The following is an 18,967-nucleotide window of genomic DNA, read 5'->3' as shown; positions in this document are numbered from 1 at the left end:
GGCCGCGCCGCGACCCGGTTCGTCCGGACGGCCATTCGGGCAGTACCCTGGCGCCCCGGGCGACCGAGCGCAGGAGGGGCTGGTACGCGATGAGTCTGCGCGATCTGGTGTACGGGCTGTACTCCCGACGGGTGGAGGCCCACCTCGACGTGGCGCAGGGTCCCAAGCACATCGGTGTCATCCTCGACGGCAACCGGCGCTGGGCGAAGGCCGCGAGCAGCACGGCGGAGCAGGGGCACCAGGCGGGCGCCGACAAGATCGCCGAGCTGCTGGGCTGGTGCGAGGAGACCGGTGTCGAGGTGGTCACCCTGTGGCTGCTGTCCACCGACAACTTCGACCGCCCCCCGACCGAGCTGGTGCCGCTGCTGGGCATCATCGAGGACGCGGTGGCCGGGCTCGCCGCGACCGGCCGCTGGCGGGTGCACCACGTCGGCACGATGGACCTGCTGCCGCAGCGGACGCAGGAGGTGCTCAAGGAGGCGGAACAGGCCACCCACGGCATCAAGGGCCTGCTGGTGAACGTCGCGGTCGGCTACGGCGGCCGGCAGGAGATCGCCGACGCGGTCCGCTCGCTGCTGTACGAGCACGCGGGGCGCGGCACCTCCATCGAGGACCTGGCCGAGATCCTGGACGTCGAGCACATCTCCGAGCACCTCTACACCCGCGGCCAGCCGGATCCCGACCTGGTGATCCGCACGTCGGGCGAGCAGCGGCTGTCCGGATTCATGCTCTGGCAGAGCGCGCACTCGGAGTACTACTTCTGCGAGGTCTTCTGGCCCGCCTTCCGCAAGGTGGACTTCCTGCGGGCGCTGCGCGACTACGCCGCCCGGCACCGCCGCTACGGAGCGTAGCCCCACTCTGACCTGGGCAAAAAGGACTGTTGACGACACAGCCGACGGAGTTACCGTTGCCGTTGTCGCAGTCCGCACACCGCCGAATCGGGGATGAGCGGTCGGTGACCGGATCATGACGGTCGGATGACTGTCATATGCATCCGCATGGGTACCGGATTTCCCGGGCATACCACAGGCAGACCGGCATCCGGCCCTACGGTTGCCGGACCGCAAGCTCACCTCTCCCCGAGGGGGTTCGTCCACACGTGGTGACCAGCAAGAATCGCCGTGTTCACGACCGGCGCACGTACGTACTCGACACCAGCGTGCTGCTCGCCGACCCCAACGCCTTCACCCGCTTCGACGAGCACGAGGTCGTGCTGCCGGTCGTCGTGGTGACGGAGTTGGAGGCCAAGCGCCACCATCCCGAGCTCGGCTACTTCGCCCGCCAGGCGTTGCGGCTGCTCGACGAGTTCCGGATCAGGTACGGCAGGCTCGACGCGCCGATCCCGATCGGCGACTTCGGCGGCACCCTCAGGGTCGAGCTGAACCACTCGGACCCCGGGGTGCTCCCCGCGGGCTTCCGGCTCGGTGACAACGACTCGCGCATCCTGGCGGTCGCCCGCAATCTCCAGGCCGAGGGGTACGACGTGACCGTCGTGTCCAAGGACCTGCCGCTGCGGGTGAAGGCGTCCTCCGTCGGCCTGCTGGCCGAGGAGTACCGGGCCGAGCTGGCGATCACCTCGGGCTGGACCGGCATGGAGGAGCTGGTCGTCGGCGCGGAGGAGGTGGACGCGCTCTTCTCGCAGGAGACGGTCGAGCTGGCCGAGGCCGCGGACCTGCCGGTCCACACCGGGCTGGTGCTCCAGTCGGAGCGCGGCAAGGCGCTCGGCAGGGTCACCGCGGACGGCCGGGTGCGGCTGGTGCGCGGCGACCGCGAGGCGTTCGGCATCCACGGCCGCAGCGCCGAGCAGCGGATCGCGCTCGACCTGCTGCTCGACCCTGACGTCGGAATCGTGTCGATGGGCGGCCGCGCGGGCACCGGCAAGTCGGCGCTGGCACTGTGCGCGGGCCTCGAGGCGGTCCTGGAGCGCCGCCAGCACCGCAAGGTGATGGTCTTCCGGCCGCTGTACGCGGTGGGCGGCCAGGAGCTGGGCTACCTGCCGGGCAGCGAGGCGGAGAAGATGAGCCCGTGGGCTCAGGCCGTCTTCGACACGCTGTCGGCGGTCACCTCGAAGGAGGTCATCGAGGAGGTCGTGGCGCGCGGCATGCTCGAGGTGCTGCCGCTGACCCACATCAGGGGCCGTTCGCTGCACGACGCCTTCGTGATCGTGGACGAGGCGCAGTCGCTGGAGCGCAATGTGCTGCTGACCGTGCTCTCCCGGATCGGCGCCGGCTCCCGGGTGGTGCTCACCCACGACGTGGCGCAGCGCGACAACCTCCGGGTGGGGCGCTACGACGGCGTGGTCGCGGTGGTGGAGAAGCTGAAAGGCCATCCGCTGTTCGCCCATGTGACACTCACCCGTTCCGAGCGGTCCCCGATCGCCGCGCTGGTGACCGAGATGCTGGAGGACGGCGGGGCCTGATCGTCTTGTACGATGCCCCGATTTGCCCATCGATGACGTGAGTTGAGGCTGCTGCACCCGGCGTGAAGGGTGCAGCAGCCTAGCGTTTTCCGGCCCCGGTGTCCGCGCAATGACGCACGCTGCCCGATGTGACCTTTGCCACTCAACCGGAAATTGCCGCGCGGCGTCTGCGTACGGCAGGGTGTGAGGCTGTCAGGCCCCGCTCATGGCACTCCCGGACCCCTCGGGGAACGGGACGCACCACCACCACACAAGTCAACATCGACCGCCATGAGCCGCCCGAGCAGTACGCGAATCCGCAACGGACTTCGCACCGGGTCAGTACCCCTGTGACCGACCGGCCCGTATGGCGGACCGGAGAGGGGGGCAGCGCCAGGGGCACGATTTCGCCCGTGCGGTCACCAATCGGGCGATGCCGGAAGGAAACCGTGTGAGCCGGATCTCGGTCCGGGGATTCGCGGTGGCGTCAGCCACTGCGGTCACCACTGTGGGCGCCGTCGTGGGCGTCGCGTCGGGAGCAGACCAGGGCGCAGTCAATGAGCCCGTGGAAGCCGCCGGAACGACGACCCTCCTGGCGGACATTCCCGCTGGACAGCAGGTTCAGCAGGCGTCGTTGACCGACCAGGTACAGGGTCAGTCCGACGCGGCTGACGCGACGGCGCGGCAGGCCGCAGAGCAGAGCGCCCGCAAGCAGGCGGCGCAGGACGCGGCAGCCAAGAAGAAGGCGGCGGACGCGGCGGCCGAGAAGGCGCGCGCCAAGACGCTGGCTGCCAGTCGCGGCGACTCACGGGCCACGTTCCCGTTCAAGGCGTCCTACACGGTCGCCGAGGTCAAGGCGATGGCCCAGCAGATCGTGGGCAGCGGCCAGTACGCCTGCTTCTCCAACATCGTGACCAAGGAGAGCGGTTGGAGCTACATCGCGACCAACCCCTCCTCCGGTGCGTACGGTCTGGTCCAGGCGCTGCCCGGCTCCAAGATGTCCACCGCGGGCGCCGACTGGCGTACCAATCCGGCCACGCAGATAAAGTGGGGCCTCAACTACATGAACAGCCGGTACGGCAGCCCGTGTGACGCCTGGGCGTACTGGCAGGTCCACCACTCGTACTAGACCGGCGGCGGACCGACCGGTCGGATGTACCCGCGGAAACCCCCGAGCCCGGCGGCTCGGGGGTTTCGGCTTGTCCTGCCCCTGTTCCCCCGTCCGGGTGCGGGTGTGGACGCGGAGGCAACCCGGGCGCCAGGTAACGTCGTCCTGCACAGCAGTGCCACAGACGGTCGAGGGGCGGGGGAGAGCGATGCCGGAGAAGCGCCAATGGAGTACCGCGCTCGCGGCCGGGCTTGCCAACCTCGCGGGGCGCCTCGAAGAGCGGCACTCCGAGGTCACCGCGCGGGACGCGGCCGACCACCCGACGGCGGTGGTCGCCACTCCCGCTCCTGTGCCGGATCCGGTCGCGGAGCCCGCGACCGCGGCGGCAGCGCCCGAGCAGGACCGCGCCGTCCCCGCGGCCGTGGTCCCGGCCCAGCGGACCGCGCCGGCGACGGACCCGGTCACCGTGGTGCCGTGGAGCATGCGGGTCGCCGCCGAGGTCGGCTGGCGGCTGCTGATCCTGGCCGGCACGGTCTGGGTGGTGATGCGGGTCATCGGCGCGGTGCGCCTGGTGGTGCTGGCCTTCGTCGCCGGGCTGCTGATCACCGCGCTGCTGCAGCCTTTCGTGGCCCGGCTGAAAAGGCACGGAGTGCCGCGCGGGCTCGCCACCGCGATGGTCTTCGTCGGCGGCTTCGTCGTCATGGGCCTGGTCGGCTGGTTCGTCGTCTGGCAGGTGATGGACAACATCGACAACCTGTCGGGCAGCCTCCAGGACGGCATCACCGAGGGCAAGAAGTGGCTGCTCAACAGCCCCTTCCATGTCACCGACGACCAGATCAACCAGGTCGCGAAGAATCTCAGCGACGCGATCGGGTCGAACACCAAGGCGCTCACCGACGCCGGGCTCGAAGGCGTCACCGTCATCGTCGAGCTGCTGACCGGTGTGCTGCTCGCCATGTTCAGCACGCTCTTCCTGCTCTACGACGGCCCGAACATCTGGAACTGGGTGCTGCGGCTGTTCCCCGAGGCCGCCCGCGAGGGGCTCGCCGGCGCCGGGCCGCGCGCGTGGCGGACCCTGACGCTGTACGTGCGGGGCACGGTGATCGTCGCCTTGATCGACGCCATATGCATCGGCATCGGCATCTTCTTCCTCGGGGTGCCGATGGCGGTCCCGCTGGCCGTCGTCATCTTCCTGTCGTCCTTCGTGCCGCTGGTCGGCGCGGTCGCGTCCGGCTTCATCGCGGTCGTGGTGGCCCTGGTCACGGAGGGCCCGGTCACCGCGCTGCTGGTGCTGGCCGTGGTGCTGGCCGTGCAGCAGATCGAGGGCCACGTCCTCCAGCCGTTCATCCTGGGCCGGGCCGTCCGGGTCCACCCGCTCGCGGTGGTCCTGTCGGTGGCGGCCGGGTCGCTCGTCGCCGGAATCGGCGGGGCCGTGGTGGCGGTGCCGCTGGTCGCGGTCGGGAACACGGTGGTCGGGTATCTGCGCGCGTACTCACGGGAGAAGGCGCTCGCCGCGGTGCCGCAGGTCGTCGAGCCGAGCCTGCCGGCCCGTGGCTCGGCCGCGGACCCGGCGGTGGCCCCGGCCCCTGACCCCGAGCCCGAGGTCCAGGAGCCTGCCCCCGATCCCGCTTAGGGCCCGGGACGGCGCCCGATCGGGCGCCGTCCCGGGCCGCGGGGGGCTACTCCGTGTGGAGGCCGTCCGGGCGCATCAGCCGCCACAGCGGCGGGAGGCTCAGCAGCGTCACCGCCAGGACGACGCCCGAGCCGACCGCCGACATCGTCGCGACGCTGCCCCAGTCCATCCGGAAGGGCCTGCTGACCATCGCCAGCAGCGCCGCGCCCAGGCCGATGCCGCCCGCGCAGGCCAGGACCAGGCCGAGGACGACGGGGATCGTGGTCTGCCACAGCACCGACCACGCCAGGGCGCTGCGCTTGGTGCCGAAGGCGACCAGCACCGCCAGCAGCTTCTTGCGGTCCCGCAGCTGCTCCAGCATCGTCACCAGCAGGCTGGCCCCGATCAGCACCATCGTGAGGGTCGCACCGGCGAACAGGCCCCGGCGCAGCTGCGCGTAGCTGGTCTTGGTGGAGGTGCCGCTGATGGTCATCACGTAGGAGTCGAGGCCGAAGGTCGCGGCGGTGTTGCGCACGTACTCCACGGCGTCCGGCTGCCGGTCGTCGAGGCTGACCATGATCTGCGCCCTGGGGCCGGCCAGCCGGCTGCTGTCGATCGCCTCGGGCGTGAGGTAGATCCCCCACCCCCTGCTGCCGGTCGGGTCGACCCTGGCCGGCACGGTACGGGTGTCGGCCGGGAGCGTCCACAGCCTGGGGGTGCCGGTGTAGCGGTTGCCGTAGGCGACGTTGAGGTCCACCCGCGAGCCGGGCTTGAGGTACGCCGACGCCGGGTCGTGGCCACCGTCCTGGTCGCCGGGCGGCATCACCACGTAGGCGCTGCCGGGCCCGCAGCTCGGGCCGATGGCCGCAAGCTGCCGCAGGGTCGCGCAGTCGCCGACGCTCAGCGGCAGGTAGGCGGTGTCGGTCTGGTCGCCGCGGATCGTGGACGCGTCCGGCTGGGTGGCCTGCGAGTCCAGGTATCCGTAGGCCTTGCGCACGCCCTTGGTGCCGGCCACCTGCCGGATGTCGTGGGTGACCCGGTCGCTGGTGGTCGCGAGGGTGGAGATCTCCAGCTGGGCCCGGGCCGGGTCGGCGCCGGTGTCGGACACGAAGTCGCCGTCGACCGCGTGGAAGAGCATCTGCAAGGCGATGGCGCCGGCCACGGCCACCGTCACACCGCTGACCATGCGGCCCGAGGCGTTGCTGTTCAGCTGGAGCCTGCGGGTGGCCAGCTGCCAGGCGACCGGGCCGCCGCGCAGCCGTCCCACGGCGGTCTCCACCACCCAGGGCAGCACCGCGGTCACGCCGATCAGCAGCAGGATCGTGCCCGTGGCGATCTGCCCCTCGTTGATCGACGCGTCGCCCTTGACCTTGCCGAACGTCGGCATGAGCAGGGCGAGTCCGACGGCGGGGATCAGCAGCCGCCACCACAGCCTGCGGTGCCGTCCGGTGCCCTGGCGGAAGACGCCGAGCGGTTCGATGACGGTGCGGCGCAGGCTGAGCAGCGTCACCGCGACGGCCGCGACGGGCACCGAGACCGCGATGAGCACGGTCAGCGCGGGGCTGGGTGTCAGGTCGGAGGGGAAGGCGGAGATGTCCCTGAGCGTGATGTCGGCCGCGAACTGCCGGGCGACCAGGAAGAGCACCGCCCCCAGCAGCAGGCCGAGCACCGCGCCGAAGAGCGCCTCGCCCGCGGCGATCCGCCGCGTCATCCGGGCGTCCGCGCCGACCAGCCGCAGCGCGGCAAGCCGCCGGTCCCTGCGCTCGCCGCCGAGCCGCACCGCGGTGGCGATGAAGACCGCGACCGGCAGCAGCAGCACCACCAGGACCATCACCAGCAGCAGGTTGAAGACCGGCCCGCGGACCTCGCTGTTGCTGTGGGCGCCGAAGCCCCTGGCCCGGTCGGCGTTGCCGTGCTGCCGGTTCGCGTCGTAGGCGACGAGCTGGTCGCTGCCGGAGTAGTAGTAGAGGTCGGTGGGTCCCATCAGCCCGGCCTTGCCGATGGTGCCGGTGATCTCGTACGGGATGCGCTCACGCAGCAGCGGGGCGGAGGCGAGCAGCTTCTTCAGCGCGGGGGAGACGACCATCTGCCCGGGCCGGGGGATCGCGGCGACACCCGGTGGCAGCGCCGCGGCCGGGCCTTCCGGGTGCAGCAGGACACCGGTGATGTCCTTGCCGTGGTAGGTGGTGTCCGAGTTCGCGAGCAGGAAGGTGTCGGGGCCGGCCTTGAGCGACTGGTCGGACACCGTGGTGTCGCGGGCCACCCGGCGCTGGTCGCGGGTGTCCATCATCGCCGGCACCGCGGACGCCAGCAGCAGCAGAGCCACGCCGAGTGCCACACCGACGGCGGTCAGCGCGGTCCGTGTCCAGCCTTCGCGCCCGCCGCCGGCCGCGAAGCGGACGCCCAGCGCCAGGTCGCGCCGCCAGCTGCCCAGGCCCGCGGGCGGTTCCGGCGCCCGGTTGCCGCCGCCGACGACGTCGAAGCCGGCGAAGGGCTCGTGCGAGGGGTTCATGACACCCGTTCCATGTCGCGCGACTTCCCGTCCCGCACGACGATCTCCCGGTCCGAGTAGGCGGCCACCCGCGGTTCGTGGGTGACCAGGACGACGGCGGCGCCGGTGTCGTGCGCGGCCTCGGTCAGCAGCCGCATCACCCGCTCGCCGTTCAGCGAGTCGAGCGCGCCGGTCGGTTCGTCGGCGAAGACCACCCGGGGGCCGCCGACCAGGGCGCGGGCCACCGCGACGCGCTGGCCCTGGCCGCCGGACACCTCGCCCGGCCGCTTGCCCGCGGTGTCGGCGACCTCGAGGCGCTCGAGCCACCGCGCGGCCTCCTCCTCCGCCTGCTTGCGCTTGCGCCCGCCGAGCCGCATCGGCATGGCCACGTTCTCCAGGCAGGTCAGCTCGGGCACCAGCTGGCCGAACTGGAAGACGAAGCCGAAGTCGGTGCGCCGCAGGGCGCTGCGCTCGCCGTCGGACATCGCCGACAGCTCCCGCCCGCGGTAGCGGACCTCGCCGGAGTCGGGTGTGACGATCCCGGCGAGGCAGTGCAGCAGGGTGGACTTGCCGGAGCCGGAGGGTCCCATCACGGCGACCACCTCGCCGGCGCGCACGGTCAGTTCGGCGCCGTCGAGCGCGGGGGTGGCGCCGTAGGACTTGCGCAGGTCGGTCGCGACGAGCAGTGGCTCGGGGGCGGCGGTCACCTGGTCACCTCCGCGGCGAGCTGGTCGAGCCTGGCGGTGGTCAGTTCGAGCCACCGCAGGTCGGCTTCGAGGTGGAAGAGCGCGTGGTCGCAGATGAGCTGGTCGGCCAGGTCGCCCGCGGACTTGCGCCGGGTCAGCTCGCGCATCAGCCGAAGGTGTTCGGCGCGCTGGGTGTCGAGCAGGTCGGCCGCGGGGCGGCCGGTCAGCAGCGCGAGGACCACCTTGGTGTAGAGGGTCGTCTGGAGGTAGGGCTCGGGCTTCTCCGGCTGTGCGAGCCAGCTCTCCACGTCGGTGACCCCGGCGTCGGTGATGGCGTACCGCTTGCGTTCCGGGCCGCCGCCCGGCTCTATCCCGTCGACCTCGACGAGGCCGTTCCGCAGCAGCCTCGCCATCGTCGAGTAGACCTGGCCGTAGGCGAGCGGCCGGTCGTGTCCGAAGCGTTCATCGAAGGCGCGCTTGAGGTCGTAACCGTGGCGCGGCCCGGACTCCAGAAGTCCGAGCAGGGTGTGGCCGATTGACATGCGAGCACAGTACACCATGGGTATACATCGCGTGTATACCCATGGTGAACAGCTGATGATCACACTGTCTGTGCAGGTCAGGACGGTGAGTTCGGGTCCTCGGGGGGTGCGCCCTTCGGTGGCCGGCCGCGGCGCGGGATCGGCCCCGCGCCGGTGGGCAGCCGCCCCGCGTCCGCCAGCGCCCGCCGCAGCAGGAACTCGATCTGCGCGTTGGTGCTGCGCAGTTCGCCCGCCGCCCAGGCCGCGAGCGCGTCGTGCACGGCGGGGTCCAGCCGCAGCAGCACCTGCTTGCGGGCGGCGCGGGCCGCGCGGGCGCCGGCCGGCGCGCCGGCCGGGTCGGAAGGGCCGGCGCTCTGCGTACGGTCGGCTCCGGTGCCGCCGGGGTCCGTCACGTCACGCCCTCCGTCACTGGTAGAGGGTCCCCGTGTTGAGCACCGGCTGGGCGGCGCGGTCACCGCAGAGCACCACCAGCAGATTGCTCACCATGCTCGCCTTGCGCTCCTCGTCCAGCTCGACGATGCCCTGCTCGGCGATCCTGGACAGGGCCGACTCGACCATACCGACCGCGCCGTCCACGATGGTCTGCCGCGCCGCGACGATCGCGCCCGCCTGCTGCCGCTGGAGCATCGCCGAGGCGATCTCGGGCGCGTAGGCGAGGTGGGTGAAGCGCGACTCGATGATCTTCACGCCGGCCGACCGGACCCGGGCGGCGATCTCGACGGACAGCCGCTCGGTGATGTCCTCGGAGTTGCCCCGCAGCGACAGCGAGTCGTCGTGCGCGTCGTAGGGGTAGTTGGTGGCGATGTGCCGGACGGCGGTGTCGGTCTGGATGCCGACGAACCTCGCGTAGTCGTCCACCTCGAAGACCGCCTGCGCGGTGTCGGCGACCTGCCAGACCACGACCGCTGCCAGCTCGATCGGGTTGCCGTAGGCGTCGTTGACCTTGAGCACCGCGGTCTCGTGGTTGCGCAGCCGGGTGGAGATCCTGCGGCGGCTGGTGAAGGGGTTCACCCAGCGCAGGCCGTCCTGCCTGATGGTGCCCTGGTAGCGCCCGAACAGCTGGCAGACCCGGGCCTGGCCCGGCGCCACCTGGGTGAGGCCGAAGAGCGTGATCAGCGCGCAGACGATGACCACGACGCCCAGGCCGATCAGCACGGCCGCCAGCGCCCCCGGGTGGTCCTTGGCGCGGGCGCCGCCCGCCGCGATCAGCGCGGCCCCGCCGAGGACCACGAGCAGGGCGATCAGCAGGAAGGGCAGCCCCGGCATGCCGACGGCGCGCCGCTCCTGGACGCGGGGTGCGGGCATCTCGGGTATCGCGGCGTCGGTGACGCTTCTGTGCGGCTGCTGAGGTGTGGACGGCTGTGACATGGAGTTCCCCCTGCTGGGTGGTCGATCGGTCTATCATAGTGATAGCACATTTTTACCGGGGGTGGGGAGGGAGCGGGCGCGATGCAGCCCCGGGGCACGGGGCTGTCAGCACGTGCCTCGGGGCTGCGGTCCCTGCGGGGAGCGGCGGTTCAGCCGGGCCTGACGGCTGCCGCGATACGGCCGCCGACCCCCTGGCCGGCGCTGCGCCGGTATGCGAAGGCCCGATCGGGCACCGGAGCGCCGACGCCGGAGCCGGGGTGCCCGGCCACATCGCCGACCAGGCCCTCGCGGCCCGCACGCGCGGCGTGGTCCGGCACCGCGGGTGCCGGGGTGCCCGGCCGGCCGAAGCCGTCGGCCTCGCGGTGCCGCGCGCAGGGCTGCCGCACCCTCTCGCCGGCCGCCTGCCGGCCGGCGTCGTCCGTCGGCGCCGATGCGTTCTGCGTGGTCATGGACCCACGCTCGCACCGCGCCGCGACCCCCGCCCGCCGGACCGGGGCCCCGCGGGGGCGCCGGGGCCGAACGACGGCGGCACCTCTGCCCCGCAGCTGCCCCGCCCGCGCGCGGCGGGGTCACAGGGGCAGTTCGAACCAGACCACCTTGCCCGCGCCCAACCGGGTGGCTCCCCAGCGCTGCGCCATGCGGTTGACGAGGTAGAGGCCGCGGCCGCCCTCCTCCTCAGGCGCCGCGTGCCGCATCCGCGGCAGCAGCGGCGCGTCGTCGCCGACCTCGCAGCGCAGCACGTCCGTACGCAGCAGCCGCAGCGTGATCGGTCGCTCCGCGTACCGCACCGCGTTGGTGACGATCTCGCTGACCAGCAGCTCGGCGGCCTCCAGTTGGTCCTCCAGGTCCCAGCGGCGCAGCGCCTGGCGGACCAGGCGGCGGGCCCTGCCCGGCGTCTGCGCCTGCGGCTCGAGGAACCAGTAGGCGACGTCGCTCGGGGCGATGCCGTCGAAGCGGGCGGCGAGCAGCGCGATGTCGTCGTCCCGGTCGCCGGGGCCGAGGATCTCCAGCACCTCGTCGCACAGCGGCTCAAGCGGCGGCGGCGAGACGACGGACGCGGCGTCGTGCAGCCGCTCCCGCAGCAGCTCGATGCCGCCCCACACGTCCCGGCTGCGCGACTCCACCAGGCCGTCCGTGTACAGCAGCAGCGTCGCCCCCGCGGGCGCCGGCAGCTCGACTGCCTCGAAGGGCACACCCCCGACGCCGATCGGGGCCCCGGGCGGCACCCGCAGCACCTCGGCGAGGCCGTCCGCGTGCAGCAGGACCGGCGGCGGGTGCCCGGCGTTGGCCACCACCAGGCGGTGCGCGATCGGGTCGTAGACGGCGTAGACGCAGGTCGCCATCCGGTCCTGGCCGAGCCGCTGGGCCTGCTCGTCGAGGTGGTAGAGCACCTCCTGCGGCGCCAGGTCGAGGCCCGCGAGTGTCTGCACGGTCGTCCGCAGCTGGCCCATGATCGCCGCGGACGTCATCGAGTGGCCCATGACGTCGCCCACGACCAGCGCCACCCGGCTGCCGGGCAGCGGGATCGCGTCGTACCAGTCGCCGCCGACCCGCGCGGACTCGGCAGCCGGCAGGTAGCGGCTGGCCAGCTGCACACCGGTGGGCTGGGGCAGCGAGTCGGGCAGCATCTCGCGCTGGAGCGCGTCCGCGATGTACGCCTCGCGCCCGTACAGCACCGCCTTGTCCACACCGAGCGCGGTGTGCGTGGCGAGCTGCGCGGCGACCAGCAGGTCGTCGGACTCGAAGGGCGCCCGGCCCGCGCGCCGCAGCAGCACCGCCGCGCCGATCACCCGGCGGCGGCCGCGCAGCGGCGCCAGCAGCGCCCGGCGGCCGGTGGGCAGCCCGATCTGGTCGTCGGGGCGGCCGAGCAGCTCCGCCAGCGCGTCAGCGGCCCGCACGGAGTCCGCGAAGACCGGGCGCACACCGCGCAGCACCTCGGCGAGCGGCCCGTCGAGCAGCACCCCGATGGAGTCGCCCGTGCCGCCGTACGACGGCTCCAGCGTCGGCAGCAGCGCGGGCAGCAGCGGGGTCGCGCCGACCGGCGCGTCGTCGTCGGTCTCCGACGGGCCTTCGAGGCCGCCGTCGGAGCGGCGCAGCCGCAGCCGCAGCGGGCCCGACGGGCGCTCGTCGCCGACCGGCAGCGGCTCGCGCAGGTACACCAGGATCGCGTCGGCGAAGGCGGGCACCGCGGAGCGGCACAGCCCGAGCAGGATCTCGTCGAGGTCCACGCCGCGGGCGATCCGCCGGGTGGCCGCACCGACGTAGCGGAGCCTGTCGGCCTCAGGGCCGGTCTGCGCCGGCATCGGGATACGCATCCCCGCCGACTCCTCGTCCGCCGGGTGCCCGGTCGCCTCGATGGGGATGCCGCGGGGCGGGGTGCTGACGAGCGCCGTCATCGACTCCTCGCCCGGGCGCTGGTCATGGTGCGGCCCCGCCGTGCCCAGATCCGGCCCCGCGCGGCCCTCGTCGGGGTCGGTCCTGTCGTGGTCGAGGCGCCGTGCGGTGTCCGCGGGCCCCGGCCGCAGCGGGCCGGTCAGCGGCTCCGTCACGTCGTCCTTCGGTTTCTCCGGCAGGCTGTAGCCGCCACGCGGGTCCGGCGCAGGCGCGGCGGGGTGCCTGGGTGGGCGGGGCGGGTCGGTGGTCACGCGAGTCTTTCCATCCGTCTGTGCGCCACGCGCTGGCCGCGGCGGGCTCGGGCCTGTTCGGTGTCTGCGTCCTGCGTGTGTTCCTACCTGCGTTCGTGCATGTGGCGGTGTCTGCGGTGGTGTCTGTGGTCGTCCGTACGGTCGTTCCCGCGCCGATGGCCGCGTCGCGGATGCTCGCGGCGTCTCACCCGCGTCGGCAGCGGAGGAAGATCTGCTGCTCGGGCGGTACGTCCGTACTGGCAGGCGCGTACGCGTACGCATCCTCCTCGATCACGTCGAAGCCCGCATCCGTGACGACCTGTCGCAGTTCGTCCCGTAGATAACCCGATACCCGGATCGTGTGACCGAGGAACGGGATCGGCGCATCGTCCACATCCGCCTCGACCATCGACAGCGCCAGCAGCCCGCCGGGCTCCAGCAGCCCGTGGATCGCCCGCAGGGTGGGCGGGATCTCGGCACGGCGGAGCATCAGCAGCGAGAAGAAGGCCGCGACCCCGGCGAAGGCGCCCGCCGCCAGCGGCTCGCCGGCCGGCAGGTTCGCGATGTCGGCCTGCACGAACTCCGCCTTCGGCACGTTAGCCCCGGCCCTGCGGACCATCCCGGCGGACAGGTCCACGCCCACCACCCGCAGCCCCGCGTCGGCCAGCTGGCCCGCGGTCGGCAGCCCGGTGCCGCAGCCGAGGTCCAGCACCCGGGACCCGGGCGGCACCGTGGCCGCCAGCCAGGCACCGGCCGCGAGCTGGCCCTCCTTGTGCGGGAAGGCCTCGTCGTACCGGTCGCCGATCGCGTCGAAGGCCGCGGCCTGCTCCGCCCGGCCCCACGGCCGGTCGTCGGCCGGGATGACCTGATCGGCGGCACCGACCGGGGTGCCGTCCGTGCTCCGCGCCGTCCCACCGCGCTCGTCGCCGCCGGTTCCCACTGCTCAGGGCCTCCCTGACTGCTCTCGGATGGTGATGGGCTGGTGCGGGCCGTGCGTCCGTGCGGGCACCGCGACGCACCGCAGCCGGCGTCCACCGGGCACGCCGGTGACGCGGCGTCAAACTCTAGGCCGTGACCGGCGTTTGTGCGATGCTCCGGAGACCGATCCTACGGTTGACGGTCAAGGGTGCAACAAGGGGTTCAGGCGGATCGTCTCGCGGGCCGGACAGCGAACCGGTCGCCGCCGCGGTCCTCCGGCCGCTCGCCGAGCCCGTCCGCGGGCCGGTCCCAGTCGGCCGGCAGCGCCGGCACCGGCCACCGCCGGTCGGGCCGCCAATCCTGCCAGCGGTCGCAGAAGGGCGGACCCCAGGCCCTGATCACGTCGACCGCCCGCAGGCCCGCCGCCCGCACCCGCACCGCGAGGTCCATCGGCATCAGGCCGTCGGCCTGCGCCTGGGCGAACTCGTCCTCGTCGAGCCAGCGCCAGCTGCGGTCCTGGTGCACCGCGATGTCCAGGAAGTGGTCCTCCGAGTCCACCCCGCCCGACCAGCGGCGCAGCGGCTCCTCCAGGTTCACGTACCAGCTGCGGAACCGCCACCCCTGATCCCAGAACAGCCACACCGACCACGGCTCACCCGGACGGGCGAGTTTCAGGACGCCGGCACCCCACCAGTTCTCCACCCGGGTGGTGCGCGGCTTGACGTAGCGGGTCGCCAGCGGCTCGCGGTGCACCGGCGTGCCGTCCGCGATGACCGGCCGCACCACCGGCGTGCCGGGCGCCATCCACACGGCGAGCACCTCCGCGTCGTCGCGCACCACGGTCACCGGACGTGCGATGTGCACCGCGTCCGTACCGTTGCCCCGATAGCGCCACAGCACCTGGTCACCGGGCGCCCAGAAGCGCCCCTGCGGTTCTCCTGCCGGGGTCGCGGTCCCCGTCTCGGTATGGGCTGTCATGAACAGAGCTTACGGATCACGTGTTACGGACGGGTCATACGCAACACGTCCAGTGCGTCGTCCAGCTGCTTTTCGGACAGCAGCCCGCGCTCCACATAGCCGCCCTCGATCACCGCCTGGCGGATCGTCTTGTGCTCCGCCAGCGCCCGCTTGGCCACCTTCGCGGCCTCTTCGTAGCCGATGTACCTGTTCAGCGGGGTGACGACGGAAGGCGACGACTCGGCGTACTCCCGCGCCCGCTCGACGTTCGCCGTGATCCCGTCGATCGTGCGGTCCGCGAGCAGACGGCTGACATTGGCCAGCAGCCGCACCGACTCCAGCACATTGCGCGCCATCACCGGCAGCATCACGTTCAGCTCGAAATTCCCCGCCGCGCCCGCCACCGTCACCGTCGTGTCGTTGCCGATCACCTGCGCGGCCACCATCAGCACCGCCTCCGGCACCACCGGATTGACCTTGCCCGGCATGATCGACGAGCCCGGCTGGAGGTCGGGCAGCGCGATCTCGGCGAGCCCGGTCCGCGGGCCGGACGCCATCCAGCGCAGATCGTTGGCGATCTTCGTCAGCCCCACCGCGATCGTCCGCAGCTGGCCCGACATCTCCACCACGCCGTCCCGGGCGCCCTGCGCCTCGAAGTGGTCGCGCGCCTCGGTCAGCGGCAGCCCGGTGGCCCGCGCCACCTCGGCGATCACCGCGGCCGAGAAGCCGGGCGGCGTGTTGATGCCGGTGCCCACCGCGGTGCCGCCGAGCGGCAGCTCCGCCAGCCGGGGCAGCGACGCCTCCAGCCGCTCCACGCCGTACCGCACCTGGGCCGCGTAGCCGCCGAACTCCTGGCCAAGCGTCACCGGCGTGGCGTCCATCAGATGGGTGCGCCCGGCCTTCACGACGCCGGCGAACTCCGCCGCCTTGCCCTCCAGGGATTCCGCCAGACGAGTGAGCGCCGGGATCAGGTCGCCGGTGACGGCCGCGGTCGCCGCGATGTGCAGGGAGGAGGGGAAGACGTCGTTGGACGACTGGCTGGCGTTGACGTCGTCGTTGGGGTGGACCGGGCGGCCGAGCCGCTCGGTCGCCAGTGTCGCGATGACCTCGTTGGCGTTCATGTTGGACGAGGTGCCGGAACCGGTCTGGAAGACGTCCACGGGGAAGTGGTCGTCCCAGCGGCCCGCCGCGACCTCCCCTGCCGCCTCTGCCACGGCCTCCGCCACGTCCTTGTCCAGGACGCCGAGCTCCCCGTTGGTCTTCGCCGCCGCCGCCTTGATCCGCGCCAGCGCCTCGATGTGGGCCCGCTCGAGGCGGCGGCCCGAGATCGGGAAGTTCTCCACCGCCCGCTGGGTCTGCGCCCGCCACTTCGCCCCGGCGGGCACCCGCACCTCGCCCATCGAGTCGTGCTCGGTGCGGTAGCCGCCGTCCGTGGTCGCGTCGCTCTCGCTCATACCTATAACAGTGCCCGGGAACACCCGATGTGTTCCCGGGCACCGCGAAACCGCGGGGCGGCGCCTCAGTCGATCGCGCCGCCCGCGCCGTCGGAGCGCCAGCGCACCCCCGGCGTGGCCTCCTCCGGCTCCTCGTACCAGCCCTCCTGGCGCCGCGGCCGCGGGATCTCCGCACCGCGCCGCAGGATGCGCACGTCCCGTACGTGCCGGCCGAGCAGCGCGCCGCCGAAGACCACGAAGCCGACGCCGACCAGCCAGGTCACCACCGTCAGCACGGTGCCGACAGGGCCGTACGCGTCGCCGTTGCTGACCATCAGCTGGGCGAAGAAGAAGTGCGAGAAGACCCGCAGCCCGGCCAGGCCCAGCATGGTGAAGACCGCCCCCGGCAGCGCGGTGCGGACATCGACCTTGCCGCCGAGCAGGAAGCGCTGTCCCCACGCGAAGAAGGCCACGCCGAGCCCGAAGGTGATGGTGATCCTCGCGATGCCGCGCACCGGGCCGCTGCCCATGGCGGCGGCGCTCTGCGACTCGCTGAACAGGTACGCGGTCAGCACCGCCAGCCACACCGCCCGCCGCCAGTCCCGGTGCCACGGCCCCGACGGCAGGTCCCAGATCTTGCGGTAGCCGGTCTCCACGCTCGCCACGAAGGTCAGCCCGAAGTACGCCAGTGACGCCAGGCTCCAGGCGCTGGTGGCGCTCAGCACGGTCCTGGGCGCGGCGAAGAGCGTCCGCACGCTGTGCGAGCCGTCCGCGTCGAGCCCCATGCCGTCCACGACCCACTGCGCGAACCCGGGTCTGTGCTCCCACGGCGTGGCCGCCGCGACCACCACGAGCAGCGGCATCAGCGTCACGAAACCCAGCGCCGCGAACCCCATCGAACGGTGCATCAGTTCGATGTGCGTGGCCTGCTTCCACAGCCGCCCGGCCGCGGACCGCTTCCAGGCGCTCATCAGCCCGGCCATGGCACCACCCTCCCCAGCGTCACCGCTGTGGATACCGGCCAACCTCCCCCCGGCGCAACTCGGCCCCCGCGACCACCCCTTACGCCCCAATTCGCGGGCCCGCAAAGGGTGGTGGCGCGCCTCGGGAGGCCCCGGGTCAGGCGCCCGGGCGCAGCGGGATCGAGGTGAAGGTCGGGGCGGGTGCCGGATCGGTGAAGAAGTCGTTGCCCTTGTCGTCGACCACGACGAAGGCGGGGAAGTCCTCCACCTCGATCCGCCAGACCGCCTCCATGCCCAGTTCGGCGTATTCGAGGACGTCGACCTTCTTGATGCAGTCCTGGGCCAGGCGCGCCGCGGGGCCGCCGATCGAGCCGAGGTAGAAGCCGCCGTGCGCGGCGCACGCGTCGGTGACCTGCTGGGACCTGTTGCCCTTGGCGAGCATCACCAAGGAGCCGCCCGCCGCCTGGAACTGCTCGACGTAGGCGTCCATCCTGCCCGCCGTGGTCGGGCCGAAGGAGCCGGAGGCATAGCCCTCGGGGGTCTTTGCGGGCCCCGCGTAGTAGACGGCGTGGTCGCGCAGGTACTGCGGCATCTCCTCACCCGCGTCGAGCCGCTCCTTGATCTTCGCGTGCGCGATGTCGCGGGCCACGACCAGCGGGCCCGACAGCGAGAGCCGGGTCTTGACGGGGTATTTGGTCAGCTCGGCGCGGATCTCGTCCATCGGCCGGTTGAGGTCGATACGGACGACGTCCTCGTCCAGGTGCTCGTCGGTGGTCTCCGGCAGGAAGCGCGCCGGGTCGGTCTCCAGCTGTTCGAGGAAGACGCCCTCCGCGGTGATCTTCGCCAGCGCCTGCCGGTCGGCCGAGCAGGACACGGCGATGGCCACCGGGCAGGACGCGCCGTGCCGGGGGAGCCTGACCACCCGCACGTCGTGGCAGAAGTACTTGCCGCCGAACTGCGCCCCGATGCCGATGGTCTGGGTCAGCTCGAAGACCTTCTGCTCCAACTCCTTGTCCCGGAAGCCGTGTCCGGCCGCCGAGCCCTCGGCGGGCAGCTCGTCCAGGTAGTGCGCGGAGGCGTACTTGGCGGTCTTGAGGGCGAATTCGGCGCTGGTGCCGCCGACCACGATCGCCAGGTGGTAGGGCGGACAGGCGGCCGTACCCAGCGAACGGATCTTCGCCTCGAGGAACTTCATCATCGAGGCCTCGTTCAGGACGGCCTTGGTCTCCTGGTAGAGGAAGGACTTGTTCGCGCTGCCGCCGCCCTTGGCCATGAAGAGGAACTTGTACGCGCCGCCGTCGGTGGCGTACAGCTCCACCTGCGCCGGCAGGTTGGAGCCGGTGTTCTTCTCGTCCCACATGGTCAGCGGCGCCATCTGCGAGTAGCGCAGGTTGAGCTTGGTGTAGGCGTCGTAGATGCCGCGGGAGAGCGCTTCCTCGTCACCGCCCGAGGTCAGCACCTGCTGGCCGCGCTTGCCCATCACGATGGCCGTGCCCGTGTCCTGGCACATCGGCAGCACGCCGGCCGCCGCGATGTTGGCGTTCTTGAGCAGGTCGAGCGCCACGAAGCGGTCGTTGGGGCTGGCCTGCGGGTCGTCCAGGATGCGGCGCAGCTGCGCGAGGTGGGTCGGGCGCAGGTAGTGCGAGATGTCGTGCATCGCCTCGGCGGCGAGCCGGCGCAGCGCCTCGGGCTCGACGGTGAGGAAGGTGCGCCCGCCGGCCTCGAAGGTGCTCACCCCCTCCGCGGTGACGAGGCGGTACGTGGTGGTGTCCTCGCCGAGAGGGAGCAGATCCGTATATTCGAACTCGGGCATAAGGGGCATTCCTCACTCGGCTGCGTCGTCGCTGAAGCGTGTCCAGCATACGAGC

Annotated in this window: 16 protein-coding genes; 4 read left to right on the top strand and 12 right to left on the bottom strand. The window is 72.3% G+C overall.

The genetic code is table 11. The annotated features are described in order from the left end of the window. Positions 1-89: 89 nt before the first annotated feature. The 4 genes from ACGFMP_RS29470 (at position 90) to ACGFMP_RS29455 (ending at position 5,139) form a co-directional block, all read left to right on the top strand. A complete protein-coding gene (locus ACGFMP_RS29470; RefSeq protein WP_393676083.1) occupies positions 90-851 on the top strand; it encodes an isoprenyl transferase in 762 nt (253 codons plus the stop codon). A gap of 248 nt (positions 852-1,099) precedes the next feature. Then, on the top strand, positions 1,100-2,419 hold the full coding sequence (locus ACGFMP_RS29465) for a PhoH family protein (protein WP_393676082.1): 1,320 nt from the start codon (positions 1,100-1,102) through the stop codon (positions 2,417-2,419). A 412-nt stretch (positions 2,420-2,831) separates the two neighbouring features. Next, the gene (locus tag ACGFMP_RS29460; RefSeq protein ID WP_393676081.1) at positions 2,832-3,527 is read left to right on the top strand and encodes a transglycosylase SLT domain-containing protein; all 696 of its coding nucleotides are present in this window, start codon (positions 2,832-2,834) and stop codon (positions 3,525-3,527) included. A gap of 187 nt (positions 3,528-3,714) precedes the next feature. After that, a complete protein-coding gene (locus ACGFMP_RS29455) occupies positions 3,715-5,139 on the top strand; it encodes an AI-2E family transporter (RefSeq protein WP_393676080.1) in 1,425 nt (474 codons plus the stop codon). Between the two features lie 46 nt (positions 5,140-5,185). Here the strand turns inward: ACGFMP_RS29455 and ACGFMP_RS29450 are convergent, their stop codons facing one another. The 12 genes from ACGFMP_RS29450 to ACGFMP_RS29395 form a co-directional block, all read right to left on the bottom strand. Beyond that, the gene (locus ACGFMP_RS29450) at positions 5,186-7,630 is read right to left on the bottom strand and encodes an ABC transporter permease (protein ID WP_393676079.1); all 2,445 of its coding nucleotides are present in this window, start codon (positions 7,628-7,630) and stop codon (positions 5,186-5,188) included. Next, positions 7,627-8,316, bottom strand: a complete 690-nt coding sequence (locus ACGFMP_RS29445; RefSeq protein WP_393676078.1) for an ABC transporter ATP-binding protein — start codon at positions 8,314-8,316, stop codon at positions 7,627-7,629. Before ACGFMP_RS29445 ends, ACGFMP_RS29450 begins: the two co-directional genes overlap by 4 nt. Beyond that, entirely contained in the window at positions 8,313-8,837 is a 525-nt protein-coding gene (locus ACGFMP_RS29440; RefSeq protein WP_393676077.1) for a PadR family transcriptional regulator, read from the bottom strand. The genes ACGFMP_RS29445 and ACGFMP_RS29440 overlap by 4 nt, the downstream gene beginning before the upstream one ends. 77 nt (positions 8,838-8,914) lie before the next feature. Next, the gene (locus tag ACGFMP_RS29435; RefSeq protein ID WP_393676076.1) at positions 8,915-9,229 is read right to left on the bottom strand and encodes a hypothetical protein; all 315 of its coding nucleotides are present in this window, start codon (positions 9,227-9,229) and stop codon (positions 8,915-8,917) included. A 13-nt stretch (positions 9,230-9,242) separates the two neighbouring features. Beyond that, on the bottom strand, positions 9,243-10,205 hold the full coding sequence (locus ACGFMP_RS29430) for an SPFH domain-containing protein (protein WP_393676075.1): 963 nt from the start codon (positions 10,203-10,205) through the stop codon (positions 9,243-9,245). 149 nt (positions 10,206-10,354) lie between these two features. Further along, entirely contained in the window at positions 10,355-10,654 is a 300-nt protein-coding gene (locus ACGFMP_RS29425; RefSeq protein ID WP_393676074.1) for a hypothetical protein, read from the bottom strand. 120 nt (positions 10,655-10,774) lie between these two features. After that, positions 10,775-12,850 carry a SpoIIE family protein phosphatase gene (locus ACGFMP_RS29420; protein WP_393676073.1) on the bottom strand — a complete coding sequence of 692 codons (2,076 nt, stop codon included), beginning with the start codon at positions 12,848-12,850 and terminating at the stop codon, positions 10,775-10,777. Positions 12,851-13,034: 184 nt separating this feature from the next. Then, positions 13,035-13,691 carry a class I SAM-dependent DNA methyltransferase gene (locus ACGFMP_RS29415; protein WP_393676193.1) on the bottom strand — a complete coding sequence of 219 codons (657 nt, stop codon included), beginning with the start codon at positions 13,689-13,691 and terminating at the stop codon, positions 13,035-13,037. A gap of 278 nt (positions 13,692-13,969) precedes the next feature. Then, entirely contained in the window at positions 13,970-14,725 is a 756-nt protein-coding gene (locus ACGFMP_RS29410) for a DUF402 domain-containing protein (RefSeq protein ID WP_393676072.1), read from the bottom strand. A 23-nt stretch (positions 14,726-14,748) separates the two neighbouring features. Then, the gene (locus tag ACGFMP_RS29405) at positions 14,749-16,158 is read right to left on the bottom strand and encodes a class II fumarate hydratase (RefSeq protein WP_393676071.1); all 1,410 of its coding nucleotides are present in this window, start codon (positions 16,156-16,158) and stop codon (positions 14,749-14,751) included. 65 nt (positions 16,159-16,223) lie between these two features. Beyond that, positions 16,224-17,120: a YhjD/YihY/BrkB family envelope integrity protein gene (locus ACGFMP_RS29400; protein ID WP_393676070.1), complete on the bottom strand. Its 897-nt coding sequence runs from the start codon at positions 17,118-17,120 to the stop codon at positions 16,224-16,226. Between the two features lie 136 nt (positions 17,121-17,256). Further along, a complete protein-coding gene (locus ACGFMP_RS29395) occupies positions 17,257-18,912 on the bottom strand; it encodes a fumarate hydratase (RefSeq protein WP_393676069.1) in 1,656 nt (551 codons plus the stop codon). Positions 18,913-18,967: the final 55 nt, after the last annotated feature.

Source organism: Streptomyces sp. NPDC049040, assembly GCF_043197715.1.
In the GTDB taxonomy this organism is placed as follows: domain Bacteria; phylum Actinomycetota; class Actinomycetes; order Streptomycetales; family Streptomycetaceae; genus Actinacidiphila.
This window is presented reverse-complemented; position numbering and strand designations above follow the sequence as displayed.

Bases quoted from the DNA above. Each gene is read 5' to 3' on its own strand.
- ACGFMP_RS29395 (WP_393676069.1), bottom strand. From the start codon at position 18,912: ATGCCCGAGTTCGAATATACGGATCTGCTCCCTCTCGGCGAGGACACC.
- ACGFMP_RS29405 (WP_393676071.1), bottom strand. From the start codon at position 16,158: ATGAGCGAGAGCGACGCGACCACGGACGGCGGCTACCGCACCGAGCAC.
- ACGFMP_RS29450 (WP_393676079.1), bottom strand. From the start codon at position 7,630: ATGAACCCCTCGCACGAGCCCTTCGCCGGCTTCGACGTCGTCGGCGGC.
- ACGFMP_RS29470 (WP_393676083.1), top strand. From the start codon at position 90: ATGAGTCTGCGCGATCTGGTGTACGGGCTGTACTCCCGACGGGTGGAG.
- ACGFMP_RS29425 (WP_393676074.1), bottom strand. From the start codon at position 10,654: ATGACCACGCAGAACGCATCGGCGCCGACGGACGACGCCGGCCGGCAG.
- ACGFMP_RS29410 (WP_393676072.1), bottom strand. From the start codon at position 14,725: ATGACAGCCCATACCGAGACGGGGACCGCGACCCCGGCAGGAGAACCG.
- ACGFMP_RS29455 (WP_393676080.1), top strand. From the start codon at position 3,715: ATGCCGGAGAAGCGCCAATGGAGTACCGCGCTCGCGGCCGGGCTTGCC.
- ACGFMP_RS29460 (WP_393676081.1), top strand. From the start codon at position 2,832: ATGCCGGAAGGAAACCGTGTGAGCCGGATCTCGGTCCGGGGATTCGCG.
- ACGFMP_RS29440 (WP_393676077.1), bottom strand. From the start codon at position 8,837: ATGTCAATCGGCCACACCCTGCTCGGACTTCTGGAGTCCGGGCCGCGC.
- ACGFMP_RS29430 (WP_393676075.1), bottom strand. From the start codon at position 10,205: ATGTCACAGCCGTCCACACCTCAGCAGCCGCACAGAAGCGTCACCGAC.
- ACGFMP_RS29400 (WP_393676070.1), bottom strand. From the start codon at position 17,120: ATGGCCGGGCTGATGAGCGCCTGGAAGCGGTCCGCGGCCGGGCGGCTG.